Source organism: Dawidia soli, from assembly GCF_018598185.1.
Taxonomy (GTDB): Bacteria; Bacteroidota; Bacteroidia; order Cytophagales; family Cyclobacteriaceae; genus Ohtaekwangia; species Ohtaekwangia soli.
Genome location: NZ_JAHESC010000071.1, coordinates 1 through 26,550, shown reverse-complemented (window position 1 = coordinate 26,550; position 26,550 = coordinate 1). Strand labels below are relative to the sequence as shown.

The 26,550-nt window shown below is 55.6% G+C and carries 19 protein-coding genes; 8 read left to right on the top strand and 11 right to left on the bottom strand.

Annotation, left to right across the window (positions count from 1 at the left end; translation table 11 throughout):
- The first annotated feature begins 233 nt into the window (after positions 1-233).
- Positions 234-1,061 carry a rhomboid family protein gene (locus tag KK078_RS28655; protein WP_254094098.1) on the top strand — a complete coding sequence of 276 codons (828 nt, stop codon included), beginning with the start codon at positions 234-236 and terminating at the stop codon, positions 1,059-1,061.
- An 11-nt stretch (positions 1,062-1,072) separates the two neighbouring features.
- Here the strand turns inward: KK078_RS28655 and KK078_RS28650 are convergent, their stop codons facing one another.
- The 8 genes from KK078_RS28650 to KK078_RS28615 all read right to left on the bottom strand — a co-directional run bounded on the left by KK078_RS28650 (position 1,073) and on the right by KK078_RS28615 (position 12,411).
- Positions 1,073-1,549 carry a carboxymuconolactone decarboxylase family protein gene (locus KK078_RS28650; RefSeq protein WP_254094096.1) on the bottom strand — a complete coding sequence of 159 codons (477 nt, stop codon included), beginning with the start codon at positions 1,547-1,549 and terminating at the stop codon, positions 1,073-1,075.
- A gap of 150 nt (positions 1,550-1,699) precedes the next feature.
- On the bottom strand, positions 1,700-2,431 hold the full coding sequence (locus KK078_RS28645) for a class I SAM-dependent methyltransferase (protein ID WP_254094094.1): 732 nt from the start codon (positions 2,429-2,431) through the stop codon (positions 1,700-1,702).
- Positions 2,432-2,522: 91 nt separating this feature from the next.
- On the bottom strand, positions 2,523-2,711 hold the full coding sequence (locus KK078_RS28640; protein WP_254094092.1) for a hypothetical protein: 189 nt from the start codon (positions 2,709-2,711) through the stop codon (positions 2,523-2,525).
- Positions 2,712-2,961: 250 nt separating this feature from the next.
- Positions 2,962-3,612, bottom strand: a complete 651-nt coding sequence (locus KK078_RS28635) for a hypothetical protein (protein ID WP_254094090.1) — start codon at positions 3,610-3,612, stop codon at positions 2,962-2,964.
- Between the two features lie 281 nt (positions 3,613-3,893).
- A complete protein-coding gene (locus KK078_RS28630) occupies positions 3,894-6,215 on the bottom strand; it encodes a T9SS type A sorting domain-containing protein (RefSeq protein WP_254094087.1) in 2,322 nt (773 codons plus the stop codon).
- A gap of 24 nt (positions 6,216-6,239) precedes the next feature.
- Complete coding sequence (locus KK078_RS28625) at positions 6,240-7,748, bottom strand: RagB/SusD family nutrient uptake outer membrane protein (protein ID WP_254094084.1); 1,509 nt, start codon at positions 7,746-7,748, stop codon at positions 6,240-6,242.
- Positions 7,749-7,780: 32 nt separating this feature from the next.
- On the bottom strand, positions 7,781-11,137 hold the full coding sequence (locus KK078_RS28620; protein ID WP_254094077.1) for a SusC/RagA family TonB-linked outer membrane protein: 3,357 nt from the start codon (positions 11,135-11,137) through the stop codon (positions 7,781-7,783).
- Positions 11,138-11,316: 179 nt separating this feature from the next.
- A complete protein-coding gene (locus KK078_RS28615) occupies positions 11,317-12,411 on the bottom strand; it encodes a FecR family protein (RefSeq protein WP_254094075.1) in 1,095 nt (364 codons plus the stop codon).
- 216 nt (positions 12,412-12,627) lie between these two features.
- On the opposite strand from KK078_RS28615, the gene KK078_RS28610 reads away from it, so the two are divergent.
- Entirely contained in the window at positions 12,628-13,203 is a 576-nt protein-coding gene (locus KK078_RS28610) for an RNA polymerase sigma factor (protein ID WP_254094073.1), read from the top strand.
- A gap of 183 nt (positions 13,204-13,386) precedes the next feature.
- Here KK078_RS28610 and KK078_RS28605 read toward each other — a convergent pair whose 3' ends face one another.
- Entirely contained in the window at positions 13,387-14,175 is a 789-nt protein-coding gene (locus KK078_RS28605; RefSeq protein ID WP_254094071.1) for a DinB family protein, read from the bottom strand.
- 289 nt (positions 14,176-14,464) lie between these two features.
- Here KK078_RS28605 and KK078_RS28600 point away from each other — a divergent pair, with 289 nt between their 5' ends.
- The 4 genes from KK078_RS28600 (at position 14,465) to KK078_RS28585 (ending at position 21,635) form a co-directional block, all read left to right on the top strand.
- Positions 14,465-15,175 (top strand): DUF4397 domain-containing protein, encoded by a 711-nt coding sequence (locus tag KK078_RS28600; RefSeq protein WP_254094069.1) that lies wholly within the window; start codon positions 14,465-14,467, stop codon positions 15,173-15,175.
- A 226-nt stretch (positions 15,176-15,401) separates the two neighbouring features.
- Complete coding sequence (locus KK078_RS28595) at positions 15,402-16,088, top strand: SMI1/KNR4 family protein (RefSeq protein ID WP_254094067.1); 687 nt, start codon at positions 15,402-15,404, stop codon at positions 16,086-16,088.
- 407 nt (positions 16,089-16,495) lie between these two features.
- The gene (locus KK078_RS28590; RefSeq protein ID WP_254094065.1) at positions 16,496-19,858 is read left to right on the top strand and encodes a SusC/RagA family TonB-linked outer membrane protein; all 3,363 of its coding nucleotides are present in this window, start codon (positions 16,496-16,498) and stop codon (positions 19,856-19,858) included.
- A gap of 13 nt (positions 19,859-19,871) precedes the next feature.
- Positions 19,872-21,635, top strand: a complete 1,764-nt coding sequence (locus tag KK078_RS28585) for a RagB/SusD family nutrient uptake outer membrane protein (protein ID WP_254094063.1) — start codon at positions 19,872-19,874, stop codon at positions 21,633-21,635.
- Between the two features lie 108 nt (positions 21,636-21,743).
- Here KK078_RS28585 and KK078_RS28580 read toward each other — a convergent pair whose 3' ends face one another.
- Entirely contained in the window at positions 21,744-22,751 is a 1,008-nt protein-coding gene (locus KK078_RS28580) for an AraC family transcriptional regulator (RefSeq protein ID WP_254094061.1), read from the bottom strand.
- Positions 22,752-22,898: 147 nt separating this feature from the next.
- On the opposite strand from KK078_RS28580, the gene KK078_RS28575 reads away from it, so the two are divergent.
- The gene (locus KK078_RS28575; protein ID WP_254094060.1) at positions 22,899-23,282 is read left to right on the top strand and encodes a hypothetical protein; all 384 of its coding nucleotides are present in this window, start codon (positions 22,899-22,901) and stop codon (positions 23,280-23,282) included.
- Positions 23,283-23,450: 168 nt separating this feature from the next.
- Positions 23,451-25,682, top strand: a complete 2,232-nt coding sequence (locus KK078_RS28570) for a GH92 family glycosyl hydrolase (RefSeq protein ID WP_254094058.1) — start codon at positions 23,451-23,453, stop codon at positions 25,680-25,682.
- A gap of 511 nt (positions 25,683-26,193) precedes the next feature.
- Here KK078_RS28570 and KK078_RS28565 read toward each other — a convergent pair.
- On the bottom strand, positions 26,194-26,550 hold a 357-nt coding region (locus KK078_RS28565), incomplete at its 5' end, for a DUF1793 domain-containing protein (RefSeq protein ID WP_254094050.1).

Genomic DNA, 26,550 nt, shown 5'->3' with positions numbered 1-26,550 from the left:
TGCCCCCACCGCCCCTGCCTCACCACCTATCCCGCGGGGGGGGGCCGTGTTGTAACATATCCTGGGGGTTACCCGCCCCTTGTGCCTATCCCCCGGGGCCCCCACCGGCCGGCAGCCGGCCGCCCCCGCCTCCCTATCCATATTCGCAAAAGACCACAATAATTTCTTGCATTCCCAGTCACTTTTGTAACCGGATCACGTATTTAGCGCAAGCGTTTCACGCTCAATGCGCTATGGACATCGGAATCGTCAGTCTGATCATCATTCTCATCACTGTTCTCGCCTCCTACAAGGGCTTCAAAGACGACCATTTTTTCAACGCCTACGCCTTTAATACCAGCCGCATTCTCGGCCGGAAGGACTACAAAGGCCTGGTAACATCCGGCTTCCTGCACGCCGGCTGGGGACACCTGTTGTTTAACATGTTTTCGTTGTATTCCTTCTCCAGTCTCGAGTTTGAGATCGGGCCGGTATATTTCCTGCTGCTTTACTTCGCCAGTCTGATCGGCGGCAACCTGCTGTCGCTTTATATGAACCGCCTCAACAGCCAATATACCGCCGTGGGGGCCTCGGGAGCTGTCTGTGGTATGATCTTCGCGTCCATTGCCTATGACCCTGGCATCGGGCTGGGGCTGATCATGCTTCCGGATGTATCTATTCCAGGATGGCTCTTTGGATTGGCCTATGTGCTGATCACCATCTATGGCATCGGCGCCAAGAACGGCAACATCGGCCACGAGGCCCATCTTGGCGGAGCGATCACCGGCGAGCTACTGCTGATCGGGCTTTATCCTTCAACGATATTCGACAACACCCTGCCCATCCTGCTGACACTCGTGCCGGCGTTGGTCTTTCTTTTCCTGGTACGCCGGCGACCTGCCTATGTTGTCACCGGTAGTTTTGTGCACCGGAACTTCGGTGAAACAAAAGACGACCGGTACAACCACAACAAACGACAGCGGCAGGCAGAGCTTGACAGCATCCTGGAAAAGATCCACACGTCGGGTTTTGACAGCCTTACCCCGAAAGAAAAGGACCGACTGGATAAGCTGTCCCGTTAGCGTTCCGACCTTTACTTCACCGCCTCCACAGCCTTCTCCCACGGCTTGGGCACATCGGCCGGCGTGCGGAAAGAAATGTTGAATCGGTTGTAAGTGTTTGTTGTCGTGATCGTCAGCGTGAGATCGATCAGTTCCTCTTCGGAGAAGTGTTTTGTAGCGGCTTCGTATACCTCGTCAGGCACATGCCCATCGCGTACGTTGGTGACGGCTTCGGCCCACGCCAGGGCGGCCCGCTCGCGTTCTGTGTAAAAGGGTGCCTCGCGCCATGCGTTCAGTACGTAAAGTCGCTGTTCTGTTTCGCCATTGGCACGCAGCATCGCAGTGTCGGCGTTCAGGCAGAAGGCGCAGCCGTTTATCTGCGATACGCGGAAGTTCACCAGTTGCAGCAAGGACTGCTCTACCTTCGACTTCGACAGATAGCCGGAGAGGTTGAACAACAGCTGGGTGACGGCGGGATTTTTCCGGAAGAAATTTGTTCTTTGTTTCATGTGTATATGGGATTATTTACATCCCCACAATGATCCGGCACCTTACAATTGGACAGGGACACCTGTTTTTTTTGAGCCGCCCCCGCTCATGAAGCCCGGCCAATTACCGTCCTAACACCTGCCAGGTCAATCTTTACGAGTCTAATTTCGCTATCCCTTCGATTTAACGGCAATAATCGTCGCCATGCGCTGAATGGTCTCGTGCAGCCGGATCGTCATCTGGCTACTTTCCAGCATCGCCACGACCTCGGCCGGCGCGATCCGGACCTTCCGGTATGAGCTGACCTGCTGTTGCCAGCCTTCAGAAGTTTTTGTATGGAGCAGGTCGGTCACGCGCACGGAGTCAGGTTCGTAGTCGAGAATGCACGTCAGGATGCGGGTGTCGTCGCTTTTGACAGGAATGAAACGGCTGTCGCCGGTAAGGGGTGTGGTGTAGTCGCGAAAGGAAAGCATGAGCAGTCCGCCGGGGGCGATCATAGAGCACGCGCTTCGAATCAGTGCGGCGATGTCGTCGCGGCTGTCGAGATGGGTGAGGGTGTCGCCCCAGCAAATGATCAGCTCGGGCCGCAGGTGGGCAAAGCGGTGCACCTGGCGGAGATCATCTTTTACGATCCCGACCGTAAGCCCCTGCGTGTTGTGTGCAAGTGCCTGTAACAGTTGATCGTTAAAGTCAACGGCCGTTACAGCAAAACCCTGCCGTGCCAACGATACCGCTTGCAGTCCGTGGCCGGCGCCCAGGTCAAGGGCAATGCCCGTAGAGGCAGGCACGACCTGCTGGTCGACCAGGAAATCCTGGAACGCTTGCTGGCGGCTGGCAAAGTCGCCGACCATCCAGGCATAAATATTCCCGAGGTGATTGTCGTAATGCTCGCGTACCGTCATGCCGCCAAGATACGGAATGTCGCCGGGAACGCGCAAAGCACTGCCTTCGACATACCGGATGCCGCAGGATCTGATCGGAGCACTCCGCCGCTTAGCTCTTACCCGGCGTCTCGGTTTCTTCAACGATCTTCGACAGTCGCTCTCTTTCCACAGAGAGGATCGACTTGCCGGGGATTTCCACGTTGTAGACAGTCTTGGCGCGATTCACAACTTTTAACGCGATAACATCGGTCTTGCCATCCAACAGGTAGTGCTGGCCAAGTTCAATTTCAAAATTCATGTACGATTTAGGATGCTGAGTGGATAAGTTAAACGAGGGTGGTCTTTAAAAAAGGCGAGCGTCGGATGATTAATCTATGGAACGGTTTGTCTTTTGCCGTAAGGCCTGCAATAATACGGCAATCGGTTCAAAAAATTCAAGCCCCGGCCGAATGAATTTATAGGAAGGTAAAAAGGAGGACCATGTGGATGGCCCTCCTACCCCAAACCTAAACAACCTATGTCAATTTTTTCGTGTCTGTACAATATGATTATTTGTTCCAACGGTTAACGACCTCGGCGAACAATGGTTCGGTTCCGGAGATGAAATGGCCCCGGATCCGCAGCGAACGGTTGGTCGAATTGTCGTTTTGGCCGCTGCCCTCGTATGTAAAATCAAAGCGCACGGCGCCCGTTGTCTTGTCACGGTCGTATCGGACGATCTTCAGATCGCTCGAATAGTTCCTCCCGTAATACTCGGCATACAGATAGAGCTGCTTTGTAGCCGACAGCGCCTTGCTGAACTCAAATGCCAGATAGACCGGCACGAGTGTCTCCTGCGCCCCGCCACGGTGCTGAATGGCAGCCTCCAGGCGAAGATAGGGCGCGTGTGTTTCGTCACGCAGGCGACGGTGCAATTTCAGAGAGTCGCCCCCCACCCCTACACCGGGGCGGTAGGTATACTGAAACGATTCCGAAAACGGTGTACCGTCGGCACGTGTGCCTTCTACAACACCTTCAAAGTAACCCGACGTCTGGCTGTCTTGTGTTTCCTCGCCAACGACCTCCGGTGCATCGTCCCGGTATTTAGCTCGCTGCTGCCCGACGGGGCCATCATCGCCAGAGCAAGATGCTACTGAAAGCAGCAGACATGTAAAAAGTGAATAGCTGGCCCCCTTAAAAATCCGACATGTACGTGTCATATCCGGAGGGGTTTTTCTTTACACACCATAAAGGTAGCATGGCAAAGACCCCACGGGCATCTGTATATCTACGTAATATATACGTAGATTTTCTATGTACCTGTATTATGAGGTAGTGATCGTTGGAACGACTATTTTGTGAAATTCCTTCCACACGCTACCAACAGCGACCACGTTGTGATGACCGGGGTTGGACAAAAACAAAACAGGCACCCGGCTGCCGCTCTCGTCAAACGTTGCCGGCATGCCTGCTTGCCGTTCACAAACTAATGTCTTCCCGGTCAGTCACGCACCACCTTAAACACTTTTGTGGTGCCGTCTGTATGCACCAGTGTAACGATGTATATTCCTTTTCGGAAGCTTGCCACACTAAAGCTATACTCTTTGCTCTTTACGTTCTTCACTTCGTTCATCACCTTTCCTTCGGCCGACAGTACTTTCAACGTACGAATGGTTTTCGCGCTTTGAATCTTTACCATGTCTGTCGCGGGGTTGGGCGACAGGGTGGCCGTATCGTTTGCATTTTCCGTGAGCGTCCCCGTAACGGTGCCGGGTGTCAACCGGAAGATGGCGGCATCGCGTGCGGGCAGGGCACGCGATAACGTCGAGCCCTGTAACCCCGTTACCTGGCCGGTGAACAATTCTTTTACGGCATACTCGCCTGACGCAATACCCAGCCGGCTCAGGCTCAGGTCGAATGTTTTTTTATCGCCATAGTTGATGACGGCCACGTACTGGCTTGTCCCGATGGTCCGCACAAAAACCTCGCTGGCGCTCTCCGCCGCATTTCCTTCCACCGGCGTAAAGGCGACACCATTCCGGGCGATGGTGAGCAGGTCTTCATTTTGCAACAGCTGACGCGCCGTAGAGGTCCACGGACCGGAGGTCGAAAAGTCGTCGCCGGTGATGAGCGTTCCCGTGATCAGGCCTGACGCAAAGCGTGCCCGGTTTTCGCCCGCTGTTTCGCTTTTAAACACGATGTGGTCGGCATCTATATAATTATACACATAGGTCTGCCACCAGCCGTAGGTCGTGCTGTTGAGAGTATATTCGGTCGCGCCGATGTTGGAATAGGCGTCACAGGCAATGCGGCGCATGTGCGCATAACGGCCCGTCGCCAGGTTGGGCGATATCGCCACGTAGACCAGCATCTTGCTGTCGAGGCGGTCGACCAGGTACTCCATACCCTTGCGGAACGCCTGCATGCCGGTCTTCACGGTGGGATCGAAATAACTGTCGGCTTCGATGGCGGCATGTCCAATGAAGTCCACCTTGATCATCGTGAAGCCACAGTCTTTAAATTTGTTGATCAGCAGGTCGATGCGTTTCTGCGTGGCCGGGTGCGTGGGGTCCATGGCACGCGCTCCGTCCAGGTCGTGATAGGCACCCTTGGCTTTTGTCCATGTTTCAGGATACGAGTAGTTACTGCCCTCCACCTTCCGGTCGGATTTGCCCCAGTCGACAAAGGGCGCCCAATAGATCCCCGGTTGCAGGCCCCGCTCTTTGCAGTGGTCGGCAAAAGCTTTCAGTTTGCTGAAGTCGCCGATAATACCGTCGCTCGACAGCTTGTCCCAGTACGAATCCAGGTCGATATAGGCCGTACCTCCGTTGCGGTAGGCGGGAACGCTCGTGGCAAAAAAGCTGGCAACAGCCTTTGCATTGTCGAGGGTCAGCTTATCCTGGATCGCACCCCAGCTGTTCCAGCCGAAGGGCGTGGGCTTATCCCAGTGGAAGATATAGCGGGGCTCCGCCAGCGCGTTGGCCTTGCCGTATTCGTCCAGACCCGTACGCCAATCGGCAAACAAGCCCACGAACATCCGGGGCGATTTCACGGCGGTACCGCTCAGGGTACCGTGCGCGATACCGTCGCGTGTGATGTCTTTGTCGGTGTAACCGCCCCAGGCCGTAAGCTCGGTCAATTGGCTGCCCGCCCCGGTGGTACGGACGCCTGTCTTCCAGTCCGTATGCTCGACGGAGCCGATGACGAGGCCCGTGCGGCTGACGTTGTCGTAGCACGCCGTTACTTCCGAGCTGACATTCGTTACCGTACTGCTCATGGAACGGGATCTGTAGCGTATAAAAGTATCGTTGTCAAACGGTACCTGCAGCACCCGGTTGTCGCCCGTTACGCCGCTCGAGGCATGGGCCGACACCAGCGGTGCCATATAATTACTGCTGACGGCAGTGCCGCGCAGGTATACTTCGATGAGAAAATAGGGCTTGCCGCCATACGTATAAAACACCTGCTGCAGGTCAGGCAGCCCGGCACCCGATAGGTTGATGACGATCTTCTGACCCGCGCCGAACGCGTCGTGGATGTCGCTTCGCTCGATGGTGCGGCTGGTATAGGCTGTACTGGTCACTTCGGTCGTGCCATTATACACCACGGCCCGGGCATCGGTAATATAGGCTTTATCTTGTTGGAGGACGGTATAGGTGCCCGTTTGCAGGTTGTACTCGATCTGGCCGCCGTCACCATACGGAATGATTTCCTGCGCCCGTAGCGCCCCCGGCAGGCCGAAGATCAGGCATAAAAAGACATACTTCATGTTTGGTTTGTTCAGGTTGGGGATGTAAAAATAAAAGCGATGCGCTATACGCATCGCTTTTTATTTTATTGTTTTTCGTTAGTAGCCGGAATTTTGGTCGTCCACGTCGATAAACTCGTTGAGTTTGATCTCCGTATCGGGTATCGGGTACCGCAGGTGGTGCTCGTCGATCCGGCCATCCGGACCTCCGGCCCAGATGTTGCGCGCCTTTACCAGGGGGACCAGCTGTTTGGTACGGATCAGGTCGATGCGGCGCCAGCCTTCAAACGCCAGCTCCCGCATGCGCTCGTCCAGTATATTTTCGCGGAAATCGTCCTGCGACATACTGGCAGACCACGTTTGCTCGGCCGTAAGCGAGCCGCCAAAGGCGCGTGTACGCACCGTGGTGTTTACCAGGTCTACGGCCGCACCCGTTTGCTCCAGCTCGTTCAGACACTCCGCCTTCGACAGCAGAATGTCAGACAGGCGCAGATAGGGCATGATCGAGCCCCCGTTCCAAAAGTTTACCTTCCCGTTGGTACGGATGTCTTCGAACTTACGGGTGTGGGGACCCAGCTCGTCTTGCTGACCGGTCCAGGTCAGTTCCGGCACGCGGCCGTCGGGCAGCGTGAGGTCGTAGCGGATGCTGGCCAACTTACGGGTGTCGCCGTCTTCCCAAATACCACCATCCGCTACATCACTGTAGTAATATTCCGTCGGCACTGCCAGGTCATAACCGCCAAAGTATACGTTTCCGTCCAGATTGGCTACCGCACGCGAGCCGGCATGGTGTTGCACCATGCTGTTGTCGGGTTGCTGATTTCGAAACTGGAACGAATAGATAGACTCGGTCAGGTTCTGATTCTGCTCGGCGTCAAAGATCCGTCCGTAATCTGTTACCAATTGATAGTGCGGTATCACCTGGTCAAAGTATTCTATCGCTTTGGCATAGTCGCGTGTGCCGCCGCCGTCCGGAATCGACATATATACCTTACCAAGCAACGCCAGGGCGGCATAGCGTGTAGGGCGCTTGAGATCGTCCTGATGTTCGGGCAGATACTGACCGGCAAACGCCAGGTCGCTGATAATGCTCGCATATACATCGGCCAGCGGCTGGCGGCCCAGGCGATTGTTCTCTACCGAGATCAACGGCACCTCGCCCCAAAACATGGCACACTCATAGGTAAGCGTCCCCCGCAGGAAGGCACCGTAAGCTTTCAGTTCATTGGTGCTGGCATACGTATAGATCTTGGCCGCGGTGGCAATGATGGACCAGCGCTTGTTCCACAGGTCGGCAATAGTCGAGTTGGGTGCGTCCAGGGCGGCATCATAGCGATCGAGGGCAGCCTGCGTGCTGTTTTCACGCACCTGCTGACCACCTTGCTGTGCTTCGTCGGTACCCAGTTCCAGAATCAGGGCACCGCGGTCCTGGCGCGTGTTGCGCCACTGCGTCAGCAAGCCGTCCACGGCAAAGACGATCTTTTTGTCGTCACTAAACAAATCTTCCTCTACCAGCTGTACCTTCGGCTTCTCCGTGAGGAAATCCGAACAGGATGCCAGCATAACCACTGCGAAAAGAGCGATATAGCGTGTTGTCATCTTTTTCATAGTATATAAAATTTTGATCCGCTACCGACTGATTAAAAACCGAGGTTTACACCTACCACAAACATCCGTGCAGTAGGATACCCGTCGCCGTTCTCAGGATCGTATCCGTTGTATTTGGTCCAGGTCTTCAGGTTGTTGCCGGTCACGTATAACCGGGCATCTGTCAGGCCGGCGCGGCCGATTAGTGTCTTGGGCAGATCATACGACAGGGTTACTGTTGACAAGCGCAGGAACGATGCATCCTGAATACCCCACGACGTTTCGCCGGCGGAGTAGCGGCTGCCGTTGTCGAAGCTGGCGCGGGGAATGTTCGTATCGGTGTTGGTCGGCGTCCAGCGGTCGAGCATGTCTTTGTGCGCGGCGGTATAACCGGTGCCGCTCATCAACTGCTCATAATACCAGCTCACCGCCTTTGCGCCATACGAATACGTGAACAGGGCGTTCAGGGAAAGGCCTTTCCACGATACGACCGACGAGAAGCCGCCGTAGAATTTCGGGTCTTTCTTGCCGATGATGACGCGGTCGTTCTCATCGATCACCCCATAGCCTACTTCACCCGGTTTCTGCTGGTCTTTCGGCAGGATATCGCCCGGGCGCAGCGTTTTGCCGGGTGTCACCAGGCCGCGCACATATTCCATGTCGCTCTCCTGGATGATCCGATCGAACTCCAGCATATAGATGGTGTTGATCGACTCGCCTTTAAAAAAGTTGCCTTCGCGCTGGATGTCGGTGTTTGTAAAGCCGCCCAGGTTGTAGATCGCGTCTGTATTGCCATACAGCTCGGTCACTTTGTTCTTGTCTACCGACAGGTTGGCCGACAGATTCCAGCGGATGTCGTCGGTCTGCACCACGGCTGCATTCGCCGTGAACTCCACTCCGCGGTTGGTCATCTCGCCTACGTTCTCGATCGTAGACGGGAAACCCGTCGTCGTAGAGAGTGAACGCTTCATCAGCAGGTTGGAGTTGACGATGTTGAAGTAGTCGGCCGTGAACGTAACGCGGTTGTTCAGCACCGCAAGGTCCACTCCTACGTTCAACTGATCTTGTTTCTCCCAGGTCAGGCCCCATGTACCGCGCAGGTCGTTCGGACGGAACACGACCGTACCGTTCGAGTACGACGCGTTGTAGCGGGTATAGAACGCATAGTCGGGAATGTTCTGGTTGCCCACACGGCCGTAGCCGGCGCGCAGCTTGATCACGTCAAAGAGCTCCTGGTCTTCGAGGAAGCCTTCGTTGGCCAGGTTCCAGCCCAATGCCACCGACGGGAATACACCCCACCGATGCCCCGGGGCGAAACGCGACGAGCCGTCGATACGCGCCGTGATGGTGGCCATGTAGCGGTCGTCATATTCGTAGTTCACACGCCCCAGGTAGGACATCAGCGCCGAGCGCGTATAGTCTGCGCCCAGCTCGAAGTTATTGCGATCATAGGCTGCACCAAGACCGTAGTAGCTGAAGTCGTCCAGCGGGAAACCGCGGCCGGTGGCGTTTGTCCACTTGAAGGTGTTGCGGCTCATGCTGGTCGTGACCAGGAAGGTCAGGGAGTGCTGATCGAATTGCTTGGCATACGTGATCGAGTTATCCCACTGGAAGTTGAACACGTGGTCCATGTTGTGTTTGGCCTGCCCCGCATAGCCACTGCGTTTCGATTGCTGAATGTCGCTCGGGATATACTCGTAGTATTCCTGGTCGATAAAGTCCACCGTCAGGTTGGTACGGATGGTCAGCCCCTCGATCGGGTTAACGCTCAGGTAATTGGAAGAGAAAACCCGGTTCTTATTCCGATCCTTGGCGATGCGCAGTGTGTTGACGGGGTTCTCGGCATCCTGATCCCAGTTGTTGCCCCAGGCCAGGTACAAGGCGGTCGTGTCGGTAGACAGCATGGGGTTGGCAGCCCGTGCGTCCGCAAATGCCTGGTCGTCTACGAGGTCCTCCTGCGTACGGCTGAACGAAGTGTTGGTTCCTACTTTCAACCATGACTTGATGGATTGCTCGGCATTGATGCGGCCGGTATAACGTTTAAAGCCGGAGCTTTTCATAAGACCCTGCTGATCCAGGTAGCCCAGGCTGATGTAGTACGAGCCTTTGTCGGTACCACCGGAAAATCCGAGCACGTGGTTTTGTTGTATGGCCGACGAACGGGTGACCTTATCCAGCCAGTTGTAGTTCCTGCCGGCAGCGTGCGCGCGGAGCTCATAGTCGGCAAAACGATTCTGACCCAATACGATGTCACGCATAAAGTCGTCGTGTGTCGCGCCGGGGTTTGCATTGTAGTACGCCTCTCCTACCGTCGGTGCATTCTCCAATGCGTCGATGCGCAGATTGTACATATCGTTGGCACCGAGGGTAATGTCTTCATTCAAAAACTCCTGTACACCTACCCAGCCATCATACGTGATCTTGCCTTCGCCGTTCTTCCCTTTCTTGGTCGTGACGATCACCACACCGTTGGCACCGCGCGATCCGTACAGCGCGGTAGACGATGCATCTTTCAACACGTTGATGGATGCGACGTCGCTGAGGTTGATCATGTTAAAATCGCGCTCCATTACCACGCCGTCCACTACGTAGATGGGGCTGGCGCCGTATTGCATCGAGTTGTTACCACGTACCTTGATCGTAACATCACCGCCCGGCTGCGCGTTGTTCCGGATATATACACCCGCCGCGCGACCTTGCAGCGCTTCGTTCACCGATGCTACCGGACGCTCCCGCAACGTAGACTCGCTTACGTTCACCACGGCACCGGTCAGGTCTTTCTCTTTCAGAGATGCCCCCACGACCACGACTTCTTCCAGCGAGCGGATATCGGGCTCCATCTGGATGTCTACCTGCGTGCGCTCGGAAAGCTGGATCTCCTGGGTGGCATAACCAATGAACGATACCAGCAGGACGCCGCTCTCATACGCCGTCGGGATTTTGAGGGTATACAGGCCCTCCGCGTCGGTTACCGTACCGATGGTCGTGCCTTTCACCAATACGCTGACACCCGGCAGCGCGCTACCGGTCTCATCCATGACCTTACCGGTGATGGTCCGGTCGAGCGGCTGTTCCTCCGGCATGACGACCGACGTCCGCACCGCTTGCTTGCGCAACACGATCTGGTCGGCGACCGCCTCAAAGGCGATGGCATACGGCAAAAAGAGCCGTTGCAGCACCAGGTTGAGTTCGTCGTTGTCGGCTTTCAGGCTCACCTTTTCGTGCACAGGCACTACTTCGGGGCTGTAGATGAACCGCACGCCGGCGGCTTCTTCGATCTTGGTCAGGAGCGTGATCATCTCCTGGTTTTCGACGTCAAGCGATATGCGACGGTCGAGTGCTTCTTGTCCGCGGGTCTCGGTGGCGAGGGCCATTCCCGAACAGGTCAGGATGGCTAGAACCGGAATCATGGCTACTCTCATAATGAACATGAAAAATGAGCGATGGACATGTAAAGATTTTTCCATACATTGGATAGTTTTTTATTATTACTTATTACACCGGACCGGTGATGCTGCGAACATCATCGGTCCCTTTGTTTTTAGGGGTATTGCTGTTATCTCATAGGCAGGGGGTTGGTTAGCATAGGTTAATTTCTACAGCCGGCTCCTTCGATCGTCACACGGTCGTTCGCCAGGGTATAGCGCACGCCGATGGACCGGCAGATCAGGTCTAGTTTAAGGGCAAAGGGCTCGTCGGTGAACCGGGCCGTTACCGAGCATCCCACGACTTGTGCGGGGTCGTAGGCGATCGTCACACCGTACGCTTTCTCCAGTGCCTCGAACGCCGCTGCGACAGGCGTGCCGGTGAACTGCAGATAGGTATCGGGCACGTCGAGAGCATCGACCGCCGCCGCTTCCAGCCGCGTGTGCTGCAACTGCTGGCCCACGTCGCCATAGGTCAGTTGCTCGTTCTGCGTCAGGACCACGTTGGGCTTCTGTTCAGGATCCTGTTGCGGCGTGGCGCTGTCGGTATAAATTCCCACCGTACCGGTCCGTACGATCACACGCACCTGGCGCCCGGGAGCCTGCGTGTTGATCTCGAAACTCGTCCCCAGCACCTTCGCCACCAGGTGGCCGGCATGGACATAGAAGGGTCTCTTCGCATTCTTCGTCACTTCAAAAAATGCTTGTCCCTCCAGCATCACTTCGCGCGTGTCACCACCAAATGCCTTCGGATAGAGTATCCGGCTGTTCTGCGAAAGCAGCACGGAGCTATTGTCGGGCAGAGTGATGAGGATGGGCTCCTCACTTTCGTTTACGCGCTCGATGCGATAGTTGTCAGCCGTATAGGCAGGGCGCACGGTGTCCGATGTCATCCGTGTGGCAACGATATACCCGCCGGCGACCAGCAACAGGATGACCGATGCAGCGATCGCCAGCCAATAAATCGGGCGGCGCGAGACCTTTTCTTCCTGCACGATCTGCCGGGCATCTTCGTCGAGGATGTCCAGTATCTGCGTTACTTCGTCGTGTATCTCCGCATCGCTGATCGTTTCGGCATGCACGGGGTGAATGGCCAGCACCATGGCCCGGGCACGTTCGACCGTGCCGCGCTGCTGCGGGTTCTCCTCCAGCCACCGCTGCCAGGCCTGGTCCTCGTTCGCATGGGGATGCCGCACCCAGGCCCGGAACCGGCTGTCATCGACGAAGTTCTCTACTGTATACTGTCTATAATGATCCATTGACCGCAATCGTGTGTATAATGAGGATAGACAACGATTGCATCTTTCTACTCTTCTGCAGGAAAAGATTTTTTTAAATCTTCAAAAATGAGGGCGACAGCCCTAAAAACGGGGTTTTAGCTATTAAACAACGTTTGCACGCAGGGCATACACTTTTTTATCCGGTAAAAAAGTCCAACCTTTAACCGCTTAATACAAGCTTAACATCGAGTACGCTTGAAATCACAACCATCCACGGAGCACGACGGGAATCTTTGGGAGGAGTTTAGGAAGGGAAGTAAAGCCAGCTTTGAAACGCTCATCACGACGCACTATCGGAGCTTGTTCAGCTACGGAACCAAATTCACCAAAGATGCCGAGTTCGTAAAAGATTGCTTGCAAGAGCTGTTCCTCGAGCTTTGGCGTAACCGCCAGACCATCGGCGCGACCGATTATGTGAAGTCCTATCTCTTCAAAAGCGTACGACACAAGATCTTTCGCGAGCTGCACAAGAACCGGTGGCACCTGAATGTCGAAAGCATCGAAGACAACTATTACTTCGACGTCGAGTTCTCGATCGAGCATCACCTCATCCGCGAGCAAACGCTGCGCGAGATGTCCAACAAATTTGCCGAGCTGCTCAACACGCTGCCCAGGCGTCAGAAGGAAATTATCTACCTGCGTTTTTACCAGGACCTCGAAGTATCCGAGATCGTGCAGATCATGGAGATCAACGCCCAGTCTGTTTACAATCTCCTCCACAAAGCCCTCGCCAATCTACGCGAGCCTTTCCAGGCACGCATGCACTCCTGAATGCAGCGTGAGTGTGACGTGAGGGCGAAGAAAAAAGAACGGGGTTTCTGGTTCAGGTCTTCCGACCGAAGGGAGAGCGACCTGGACCCAGTATGGGGGCAGTCTCCCGACTGCCCAGCGGTAGCGTCGTAACCTGCATAATTATACATTCCCCTGCCAACGTCTTTCTCAAACGTAGTACATTCACACGGACTTCCCGACTACCCGCTGGATCTTCAATACCAGCCCGATCTGCCCCAAGTGGTATATATCGTGCTGAATCGTTCCGGCAAGAGCTTGCTCATAGGTATATCCCGGCCGGTATTCTTCCTGCAGGTATCCGTCGTTCTTCTGCAGCAGTAACGCCCGCAGCGTCACCTGTGTGTTCTGCAGTTCGTAGCAGAGCGCTTCCCAGCCTTTCTCCTGCAACGCCTCCAGCGGCAAAAAATCAAAACGCGCGCGCGTTTCGTCGCGGTAGCGGGTGTCGCCGTGCAGCCCGTGGATCAGGACCGTTCGCCAATAAATGCAATGCCATACAAGTTCGGCTACGCTGTGTACGCCGGCGATCGGCGTGGCAAAGGCCTGCGCGGCGGTGAGCTCACGCAATTTGCCAGCAAAGCTTTCGTTAAGCCAGTTACCGCCGTGGTAGGTCTGCTCCAACTGGGATATGTAGTAATGGATCTTCGTGCGGGATGCGTCGAAACATTCATAATGTTGGACCTGCTCTTCGAATTCCAGCAAGATGCCCTGATCTTCGGGATAATATTTTGCCCGGTCAAAATCCTCGCCCGCGAAGGCCTTGACCGACGGCAGATCGCTCCATTCCGTGACGGTCCAGAAGTGACAGGCATCCGCTTCCGGCTTGCGCCATATCCTGGCCGACAGGTTGCCCGGTGTCTGCCGGTATTCTTCTGTGCCGGCGGTCAGCAGCTGCTCCAGGTACTGATCCTGATGTTCGGGGCGGGTCCGCCCGTGCCAAATGCGTGTGATCATAGCTTACGTTTTCTTATCCCGGGATCGTTAAAAAAGAGTGCCGACCAATGAACGGAAACGGCCGCCGGAACGCAGCCGGCAAAGCCATTTTTCAAAAGCCGTCCGAACCTTTCGTTGCTTTCGTGTGTCTAAGATCAAGTAAGCCCTTCTGTGGCGGAGGAATGTAGCGATTGATAAAACTTCTACTCTAGCGTATTACCAGATACCCGACTGTGCTGGAAACAGTACCGGAAGCTCCTTTGTCTTCTGGCGTAGCGCTGTATTGACTCGTAAAAACAACCAATTAAGAATGATGAAGACCAGAAAAACGTATCGGATGGGAATGGTGGGTTTGATGGCCTGCGTATCCCTGGTAATGGGAGGCTGTCTGGATGATGACTCCAACGACAATATCGTAGACATACCCGTATCGTATGTCTCGTTGTACAATGCATCGCCGAATGCACCGGCCCTCAATGTCGTCGTCGACGATCGGCTGATCAACAGCAATGCCCCGCTGGAATACGCGGATTACACCGGCTACCTGCGGTTCCATACCGGCAAGCGCACGCTGGAGTTTGGCCCATACGGGGCGAACAACGTAGCGCTGGACACGGCCGTTACGCTGGAGGACAACCGTGCATACTCCATTTTTGTCGTCGACAACTATGAGAACGCCGAAGTACTGGTGTTGACCGACTCGTCGGCTACGGAGCCGGCCACGGGCAAAGCGATGATCCGTTTTGTCAACCTGTCGCCCGATGCCGCGCCGCTGACGCTGAAAGTAAAAGATGCCGCCGGCAACCTCACGGATGCCCAGCCCTTTAAAGGCGCGACGGCGTTCCAGGAAGTGGACGCCCAGTCGTATAACTTTGAAATCACGGCCGACGGCCAGTCCGTGCTGAACATCCCCAACGTATCGCTGTCGGCCGGCGCCTATAAGACGGTGCTGGTGCGCGGATACAAAACCCCACCCGCCGGCAACACCAGCGTGCTGAGCGGCGAGGTGATCGTACATTAAACTTACATGAAGGCCCCAGGCCCAGGCTTGCTCCGGCGAGCCTGGGCTTTTTGCTTTCCGGACCGGCGGCAGATCACCGGCGCGAAGCCCTGCCCCGTGAAGGTTTCCGGGTTGACGGAGTGGCAAAAAAACAGCAATTTCATCAGAATACTTACGCCGCCGAGGGACTAACGGCCGATGGTGCTATATTTCGTTGTATATATAGTATAGATATCACCCTCCGTCTATGAAATTATTATTGATCCTGTTCCTCCTTCCCCTCCTGACGACCGCCACCGTCAGTATGGCAAGGCGTAACAAAGAAACCCTTCCCCTTGTTATGGAGCACTTTGTTCTGGCCGACCTCAGGGCCCTCCTCCTCCGCCTGGATGCCAGCATCCGGACAAACGATCCCGCCCTGTACGCCACCCTCCAGGCCCCGCTTTCCGAGGCGGAGATCCAGGCCCTCGAGAAAAAATACAAGACCGAGGTGCCGGCCGAGCTGCGGGAGCTCTACCGTTGGAAGAATGGCCAGCGCTTTGACGACAAGACGCGATCCCTCTTTGGCAATAAAACCTTCATGACGCTGGAGGAAGCGCTGATGAACCGCGACGAGCTGAACGACCTCACGACCTCCGAACAGACCGAAGATCAGTTCAAGATCCGGAACTGGTGGCGCGTGAGCTGGATCCCCGTGTTTGAAAACGGCGGCGGCGACTACCTGTGCTATGACACGGAGGGAACCTTTACCGGCAAACCCGGCCAGATCGTGGACTACTACCACAGTGAAACCTACCGCCGTGTGGTCTCCCCCGGCCTAAGCGCTTTCCTGGAAGCCATCGTGAATGTTGTGGACAAAAAAGTCGAAGACGAAGACGACTACACGCGCGCCCACCACGCCGGCTACCCGCGCAGTTTCGACCTCGAGCAATAACACCCGTACCGCGTCTCCCCTCCCACCAACACGCGTTCGCATACCTGCGTTAACGTTTCGATATTGTTTGCGGGAAGATGTATACAATTGTGCGCACACGATTTCAACTTATCAATTATTCTCTTATCTTCATTACGTTATTTCATTTCTATTGACAGGCCGATACCGTCGGCCGCGATTTGTTTGCTTGCTTTCTGGTAGACTGTACGAGGCGATATAGACCGGTATATCGCAGGAATTTCTATTGCAATTTCTTAACCGGCCTTCTGTGCAGATCGCTATGTGAGAGGAGGTATTTCCGCAGGTAGTTTCTATAGGGGCTTTACGATTGGTAAACATGTACATGTATTGCTATACCTGAACTATGTCCACAATGAATCTTTTTATCAACATAACCCCTAAACACTATGCGCATACCACTACACAAAACCTGGTGCGGTATGGCCCTGACGGCAGGCTTCTGCCTGTTGCAGGCCCACGCTTTTGCTCATGCGGCAACGACTGCTACAGCTCCTGAACGGATCAACACCCGATCTCCGATCGACATCACGATCACCGGCCGCGTAACCGACGACACGAACAACCCGCTGCCGGGAGTGAACATCCTGGTAAAAGGTACCTCCAATGGTACAACTTCTGATGCCGACGGCAATTACCGCATCTCGGCCGGGGAAACCGCTACATTGGTATTCTCTTTTATTGGCTATACTGTTCAGGAGATACCGGTCAACAACCAGACGATCATCAACGTTTCGCTCGTACCCGACGTTGTATCGCTCTCCGAAGTCGTCGTGACCGGCTACGGCTCGCAATCAAAGCGGGACATCACCGGGGCTGTCGCGACCATCGACGCCAACCGGCTCTTGACGACACCTTCCACCAACTTCGGACAGGCCATGCAAGGCAAAGTAGCCGGCGTGACCGTCGGCAATGAAAACAGCCCCGGTGGCGGGGTGATGGTTCGCATCCGCGGCTTTGGTACGATCAACGACAACTCGCCGCTGTATGTCGTGGATGGCGTACCCACCAAGGGCAATATCAATACCATCAACCCCAACGACATCGAGTCCATGCAGATTCTGAAGGATGCGTCCGCGGCGTCGATCTATGGATCGCGCGCGGGAAACGGCGTGATCATTATCACCACCAAGAAGGGCAAGGCCGGCAAGCCGGTCTTCACCTATGACATGTATGTAGGTACCCAACGACCGGGCAAGTTGCTGGAATTGTTAAACACCTCGGAATATGCCCAACTGACGTGGGAGTCACGCATCAACGCCGGCGTGGTCGGCGACAACGGTAACCCCCGCCACGCACAGTTCGGCAACGGTCCCACACCGGTGATCCCCGACTATATATTCCCTGCGGGAGCCATGGAAGGTGACCCCCGGATCGCGCAGGACGCCAACGGCAATTACATCAACTACAGCCGTGACATCGACAACGCTAATTTCAACCGTGACAAATGGCTGATCACCAAAGCCAATAAACAGGGCACCGACTGGCTGGATGAGATCTTCGACCCCGCTCCCATTCAAAACCACCAGATCGGCGTGTCGGGCGGTAACGAGAGCGGCCGGTATGCCATGTCGCTCAACTACTTCGACCAGGAAGGGATCATGATCTATACCAACTACAAACGGTACTCGCTTCGCGCCAACACGGAGTTCAACATCAACAAGCGCGTGCGCTTCGGCGAGAATTTCCAGGTAGCCTTCGGCCAGCGGGTGAACCAGCCGAACGGCAACAGCCACGAAAGCAACCCCACGTCCTTTGCCTTTCGCATTCAGCCGATCGTCCCGGTATACGATGTATCGGGCATTACCTTCGCCGGCACGCGCGGTACCGACCTGGACAACTCGCGGAACCCCGTGGCCGATCTCTGGCGCAATAAAGACAATATTCAGAAAGAGCTGCGCCTGTTTGGTAATGCGTATGCCGAGGTGGATATCCTGGACAATCTCACCGCAAAGACCAGCTTCGGTGTGGACTACAATACCTTCAACTTCCGCGATTATATTATTCGCGACATCGAGTCGTCGGAATCACGTGGCTCCAACTCACTCAAGACCATCAACAACTACGAATGGACCTGGACGTGGTTTAACACGCTGACATACAACGTTACCTTCAACGACATCCACCGGTTCAACTTCATTATCGGCACGGAGGCTATCAAAGACTACTACGAAACGTTCGATGCCAGCCGCACGAATTTCTCGTCAGACGATCTCGAAAACCGGTACCTGGGCAGCGGCACGGGCGCGCAGACCAACAACGGTGGCGCCAGCGACTGGATGCTCGCATCCGAGTTTGCCAAGATCAACTACAACCTTTCCGATAAATACCTGCTGGAAGGTACGTTGCGCCGCGACCGTTCGTCCCGGTTTTCAGCCAACAACCTGGTGGCCTACTTCCCGGCGGTAAGCGCCGGGTGGGTGCTTTCTGAAGAGCGCTTTGCACAGGGCCTGGGCAACTGGCTTGACCGTGCCAAGCTGCGCGCCGGCTGGGGCCAGACCGGTAACCAGGAGATCGGCTATTATAACCCGTTCACGATCTTCTCCACCAACCCCGCTACATCGGCGTACGACCTCAACGGCTCGCGCACATCGGCCGTACCGGGGTACGAAATAACACAGTTCGGCAACCCGAACGCCAAATGGGAAACCACCACATCGACGAACGTCGGCCTCGATTTCACGCTGCTGGGGAATAAGCTCGATGTCAACCTCGACTGGTATAATCGCATTACCTCCGACATGCTGTTTCCGGTGGCCAGTCCGCTTACCTCCGGTGTGGCGACCGTACCGTTCCGAAACATCGGTTCCATGCGCAACCGCGGCATCGATCTGGCGGTGGCGTATCACGGCCTGGCCATGGGCGGCGAAGTGTTCTACGATGTGGAAGGTAACTTCAGCACGTATCGCAACGTGGTGACCAAAACCACCGGCGATGCCAACACGCAATACTTCGGCATCAACGACGAGCGTATTCAGAATTTTGTCGTCACACAGCAGGACTACCCCATCTCATCGTTCTTCGGGTATATCATCGACGGCATCTTCCAGAGCGACGACGAGGCGGCGGCCGCGCCCACCAACAACCTGGGCACCAACCAAAACCGCGCAGGCCGGTTTATCTTCCGCGATGTGAGTGGTCCCGAAGGAGTGCCCGATGGCGTGATCAATACACGCGACCTCACGATCATCGGAAACCCCCATCCCGACTTCACCTATGGCATCAATCTGAACGTGCGGTATAAAAACTTTGGCCTGACGATTTTCGGCCAGGGTGTGGCCGGCAACGACGTCTTCAACTACGTCAAATACTGGACGGACTTCCCCACCTTCGCCGGCAACCGCAGCAAGCGGATGTTATACGAATCGTGGCGCCCGGGCAAAACCGATGCCGTATTGCCCCAGCTCACGTCCAGCGACCAGGTAAGCATCCTGCCTTCGACGTATTATATCGAATCCGGCTCGTACTTCCGGTTTAAGAACATACAGCTTACCTATTCCCTGCCGCAGACCCTCGTGTCCAAGATCGGGCTGTCGTCCGTGCGTGTCTATGTACAGGGGCAGAACCTGATCACGCTCACCAATTATTCGGGCATGGACCCGGAGATCAACCTGCGCAACTATGTTTCGGGTAACGACCGCGTGGCCGGCACCTATAGCTATACTTCCGGCACGGACCGCCAGTTGGGTGTAGACGGCGGAGCATATCCTGCCTCCAAACAATACCTGGTTGGCCTTAACCTCACCTTCTAAACCGACAAGCCTTATGAAAACGAATAAACGATCCATCACCACCTTCGACAAAAAGATCATCCTTCTCTGCGGCATCGCCCTGTTCAGCCTGTGGACGGGTTGCTCCGACTCCTTCCTCGAAACCAAACCGAAGGCTGCGCTGCTCACGCCTTCGCTGCAGAGCTATGCAGGCGCCAGTTCCCTGCTGACCGCCGCCTATTCATTGCTCGACGGCTGGGCTACAGCAGAAGGCGCCTATCGCTCCTACCAGGTTGGCGCCGACAACTGGGTGTATGGCAGCGTCGCTTCCGACGATGCCTATAAGGGCACGATCGCGGGCGACCAGCCTCCCATCTCGCTCATCGAGCAAGCCAACATCGCCCCGGATAACATATATTTCCGCGGCAAATGGCGCGGCATGTACGATGGCATCGCCCGCTGCAACGACTTGCTGCAGCTGCTGCCCCAGATCACCGCGAACATCACCGAGGATCAGCGGACGCAGCTGGTGGCCGAAGCGCGCTTCCTCCGCGGCCACTATCATTTCGAGCTGAAAAAGATGTTCGACATGGTGCCCTATATCGACGAGACGATATACGACCCCAATGACCTGGAAAGCACCAAAGTGCCCAACAACGAAGATATCTGGCCCCACATCGAAGAAGACCTGCTGGCTGCTTACAACGTCCTGCCCACGACCCAGCGCCAGCGGGGACGCGCTACCAAATGGGCCGCGGCGGCGATGCTCGCCAAAGCCTACATGTTCCAGGAAAAATATCCCGAGGCCAGGGTTCTGCTCGAAGCAATTGTCGCCAGCAATCAATATGACCTCGTACCGCGCTTTCACGATAACTTCCGCGCGGCGACCAACAACAACATCGAATCGATCTTTGAAGTACAATACTCGGTGAACGACGGCGCCCCCGCCGGCGAGAACGGAAACATCGGTTCTACCCTCAACTATCCGTACGGCGGTGGCGGCGTGACGACATGCTGTGGGTTTTTCCAACCTTCGCAAAATCTCGTCAATGCCTTTAAGACAGGACCCGACGGCTTACCCCTGCTCGACACCTTCAACGACGAAGACGTCAAGAACGATCAGGGCATCGAAGCCACCGGCGAATTCACGCCCTATACCGGCACACTCGACCCGCGGCTCGATTGGACCGTCGGCCGCCGTGGCATACCGTACCTCGATTGGGGCGTACACCCCGGCAAGACCTACGTTCGCGACCAGGCCTATGCAGGTCCTTATTCTCCGAAGAAACACGTGATGTACCGCTCGGACGTCGGCACCAATACCTTTGTCGGAAACCCTCGCCTCAACGCCAACAACTACCGCATGATCCGCTATGCGCATGTGTTGCTCTGGCTCGCGGAGATCGCCGTGCGACAGGCAGACCTGGAGACGGCCCGCGACTATGTGAACGAGGTGCGCGCACGGGCCGCCGATCCCGACGGCTGGGTCAAAAATGCCGACGGAACCCCGGCCGCCAACTACCTGATCAACGAATATACCGATCCGTGGACGGACGCCGATATGGCGTTGAAGGCCGTACAGTTTGAGCAGCGACTGGAGTTTGCCATGGAAGGACACCGGCGGTTTGACCTCGTGCGTTGGGGGATCGCCGCGGAAACCCTGAATGCATACTATGAGGTCGAGGGAACAAAACGAGCCTACCTGAACGGGGTGCGCTTTGTACCGAATAAGCACGAGTACTTTCCGATACCGTTGCAAGAGATTCTAAACACACAGGTAAACGGCGAAACTACGCTGACACAAAACCAGAATTACTAACGATTGTCTTGCAGAACGAACAGGGGCGCCCCAAAAATCGGGACGCCCTTTTTTATACCCGTACCACGTCCGTCTACCGGCGGATGGCTGGCGGTCTCCCGACCGCCTTTACGCCTGATATTCAATCGGCGTCTTACCCGTCCACCGCTTAAAAGCACGACTGAAAGCACTCAGCTCATTATACCCCAGAATAGCCGAGATCTCCTTCATAGGATGACTCCGCGCAGAAAGGTATCGCAGCGCCAGCGCCTTCCGCACATCATCCGCAAGCTGTTGAAAAGACACATTCTCCTCCGACAACCGACGTTGCAGGCTACGGGCACTCATATTGAAATTAGCAGCAACATCCTCGAGCGTAAGAATGCCCAGGTAACTATGTCCCTCCAGGCACGCCATGACGCGATCCTTAAAGACAGGCGTTGCCGCCGGCGACGAATCAACGATACCTATACCCACAACACGCGGCAGCAAGAGTTGCTGCAACGCATAGTTCGCCGTAAGGATCGGCTCATCCCAGTAATGCGCTTCAAACGTGATCGAACACGCCCCTCCCTTTCGCGTAGGCGTACAACGCAACACACGGGTATACTCCGTCACCGGCGCGACAGGTTCAGGAAACGTAACAGCCAGCGGCTGCACTTTCTTCAACAGCAAACCGTCCAGCTCGTGGATCATAAACACCGCGAGAAAGTCCCGCAGATGCCGCGCCGCCGGCGAAAGCTCCCTCACCGACACAGCGGGCTTCAGGATGGTCGTGAACGACGTACGCGTCCGCTTGATCTCGACAGCATATTGATCCGTCACCAACGCCGTGAGTGGGGCCACCGTTGTCAATGCCTCGCCCACCGTACGGCTCGTCTGTATGACCTGCCCCACAATACCGAGCGCCGCCAATTGAACAGACTCGCCGAAATGCAGGCCAAAGAGCGGATCCTGGCATAACTGTGCTGCATGAAACCATAAATCGTCGTATTGCCGCGGAGTGATCGTCGCCGTACCGTTTCGCAGCGCAGGCAAGTCCACGTACGCCGCACCGGTGATCGCTTCCGGAGATACACCGCGTTGCACAGCGTACGCCAGCAGACTGGCTAACAGAGGATGCCGTTGTTCTTCCATGCTCCAAAGGTAAAAGCAAAACGCCGGCTTTTTACCGCCCACCATGGCAGTGGCATAAAATGGTAAGCGCTTGGCGCATAAAGGTAAGCTTCCGGCCCGGGGTGCGGGATACCTTTGAGCCATCAAAAACAAAAAACACATATCCATATGAATACCCTGTTTAATCTCCGCAATGTTCTTTTTCTGAACGGTATCAGCTCGGGCGCAACAGGCGCGCTGCTGACGATATTTGCTGGTACATTTGCCTCATGGTTTGGTGTCACCACACCGGCTCCGTTTGTCGAAGTCGGGCTCTTCCTGGTGGCATTTGCCGCATTGGTGATCGTCACCGCGCTTCGTCAGCCACCGCTGCCGGGCTTGGTACGGCTTATTATCGCACTCGACGTAGCGTGGGTACTGATCAGTATCCTGGTGGTCGCTTTGCAGCCTTTTACGCTATCGCTGGTCGGCAACCTGCTCATTTTGGGAGTGGCTGCGTGGGTGGCGGCCATGGCGGGCCTGCAGCGGCGCGGCCTGCGCCGGGTAGCGTAAGATTGATGGGCGGGGTTGCTTCTGAACGTTCCCCTGGCTACTTTTGACGCCGTAGCTAAACCCTTTTAGCGTAACGCAAAGGCCATTTTTCTACACCCCCGGGCCTTTTACAAAAACGGCCCGGGGCTTCGTCATTTTAGTAGGGATCAGTTTTAAACGTGCAGGGTCATGACCAGAATTTCCATTTTCACTTTCGTATGTTTCATCTTTTTTACGGGCGCCCGCGCGCAAGAGGCGCTAACCCCGTATGTTAATCCCCTGATCGGCTCCGCCGGCCATGGCCACGTGTTTGTCGGGGCCAACGTGCCCTTCGGCGCCGCGCAGCTCGGGCCCGTCAACATCTTCGAGGGCTGGGACTGGTGCAGCGGCTACAACTATTCCAGTAACACCATCATCGGCTTCGCCCACACCCACCTCAGCGGTACAGGCATCGGCGACCTGAACGACATCGTGATCATGCCGGGCACCGGCGCACCGGTGCTGGAAAAAGGAACAAAAGAAAACCCCCATCAGGGCTACCTGTCCACCTTCTCACATGCCAACGAAGTGGTCCGCCCGGGATACTACAAAGTGCTGCTGGACAAATACAACATCCAGGCGGAGCTTACCACCACCGCGCGCGTTGGCCTGCACCAGTATACATTCAAAAAACCGTATGAGACACCCCACATACTGGTCGACCTGATCGAAGGCATCGGTTGGGATGCTCCCGTCGAGGCCTATATCCGCCAGGTAGACGACAAAACCCTCGTAGGCTATCGTTTCTCAAAAGGATGGTCTTCCGACCAACGACAATACTTTGCCATCAAGCTCTCCCACCCCGTGACATCGGTGGCACTATACGACAGCGCCGTTGCCGCCGGCACCCAAACCGAAACAAAAGGCAAGCGCATTCAGGCTATACTCAACTTCCGCGATATACCCGGCGACGTATTGAAGATCAAAGTCGGCCTCTCGCCGGTAAGCTTCGAAAACGCGCTCCAGAACATCGAACTGGAACTCCCCGGATGGGATTTCGCCGCCACGGCAAAAGCGGCCGACACCCAATGGAACACCGAGCTGAGCAAAGTGCGGATCAAAGGGACGGAGGAGACCAAAAAAGTTTTTTATACCGCCCTGTACCACACCATGATCGCCCCTTCCCTCTTTAACGATGCCAACGGCGACTACCGCGGCACCGACAAGAAGGTATATACAAAAGCCCCCTTTACAAACTACACCACATTCTCCCTCTGGGATACATACCGCGCATACCACCCGCTGTACACCCTGGTGCACGGCGACCGCGTACCGGATATCATCAACAGCTTCCTCGCGATCTACCAGCAGCAAGGCAAACTGCCCGTATGGCACCTCATGGGCAGCGAGACGAACACCATGCTCGGCTACCACGCCGTACCGGTCATTGTCGACGCCTACCTCAAAGGCTACCGCGGCTTTGACGTCAACCTGGCCTACGAGGCAGTAAAACAATCGGCGATGCAAAAGACCGAAGGCATCAACTATGTACAAAAGCTCCGGTATATTCCGGCCGATAGCATGGTAGAATCGGTGGCGAAAGGTCTGGAATATGCCATCGATGATGCCTGCATCGCGCGCATGGCCCAGGCATTGGGCAAAAAAGAAGATTATGAATACTACTCCAGGCGCGCAAAGTTGTATAGCCAGTACTTCGATCCGAAAACACGCTTTATGCGCGGCAAGCTGAGCAACGGCCAGTGGCGCACACCCTTCGACCCCGTAGCGTCCAAGCACCGCGAAGACGACTACGCCGAAGGCAACGCCTGGCAGTATACCTGGCTGGTATCGCACGACGCCCCCGGCCTGATCAAGCTCTTCGGCAGCCGCGAAGCCTTCCTGAGCAAGCTCGACTCGCTCTTCACAATCGATTCGGACTTAGGCCACGGCAGCTCGCCCGACATCAGCGGCCTGATAGGCCAGTACGCCCACGGCAACGAACCCGGCCACCACACCACCTATCTCTACGCCTACGCCGGCGTGCCCTATAAAACGGCTCCGCTTATTCGCAAGATCACCAGCACTTTCTACACCTCTAAGCCAGACGGCCTTGCCGGCAACGAAGACGTCGGCCAGATGTCGGCCTGGTATGTATTGTCAGCGCTGGGCTTCTACTCCGTAAATCCCGCAGACGGTCAGTATATATTCGGTTCGCCGCTGATCGACCACGCCGTCATCCAGACATCCGGCAAACCCTTCACGATCGACGTGACAAACAACAGCGCCGAAAACATCTACATCCAGAAAATGGAACTGAACGGAAAAGCCTACACCAAGTCGTACATCCGCCACACCGACATCACCGCCGGCGGCACCCTAAAGATCTACATGGGCAAAACCCCCTCGAAGTGGGGAACCGGCAAAAAAGATCTCCCGCAATAGTATACCACAAGTATATGAGTAGAGATGCCGTCTCGTTGAGACGGCATCTCTACTTAGCCTCCGGAGCGAGGTACTGTCATAAAAAACCAAACGCTGTACATAGTATTTCTGTGTTCAAAATATTTTGCAAAGCAAGCCGCGCGCAAGCGCAAAAAAAGTAGTGACTGGTTCGAGTCTTCCGACCGTAGGGAGGGCGACTCGGACCTAGGCATTGCGGGGGTCTCCGCCCTCCTCCTTATTGTCGTCCAGCGAAGCTTCCTCAACAAAATATGTTCAGGCGTCGTAACGCAATGTCCACCACTTCGACAAAAAAATAAAAGCCTCGGACAAGCCGCAATAGCTATCGGGTTGTGCCCGGCATGGGACGAGCACCAATCGCGGAAGTCTCCGACTCCCGGGCCTTTACACCATTTTTTTTAAACATACACGCCACCCCCCCAACACCCAGCCGACAAAAAAAAGGCCGTCCCTTTCAAGACGGCCTTTTTTACAATACATTTTTGTTACGTCACTACTCCGCCTTCGGCGCCTCCTCCAGCAACTTAATAAAATACCCTCCCACAACCGAGCGCGCCTGGAAGCCTACCTGCTTACCGTCGGTAGTCTCATACCAGTCCGACATCGGAACACGTGTAGGCGTGCCGGTTACATAGGTATACAGCGGATCGATGATCTTATTAAACGTCGCACTGTCGTTGGCCATCGTGGCCGTCCACACGATCCAGTCGGATTTCGTGTACGTGCGGCGGCTGTCGAGCGGCAGACCGTAGGTATTCTGCTTCGTGAGATAGTATTGCAGCTCGCGCTCCGCCACTTCTTTCGGGAAGATGTTGAAGCCGAGCAGTTTGTCCCACACCATGTTATACTT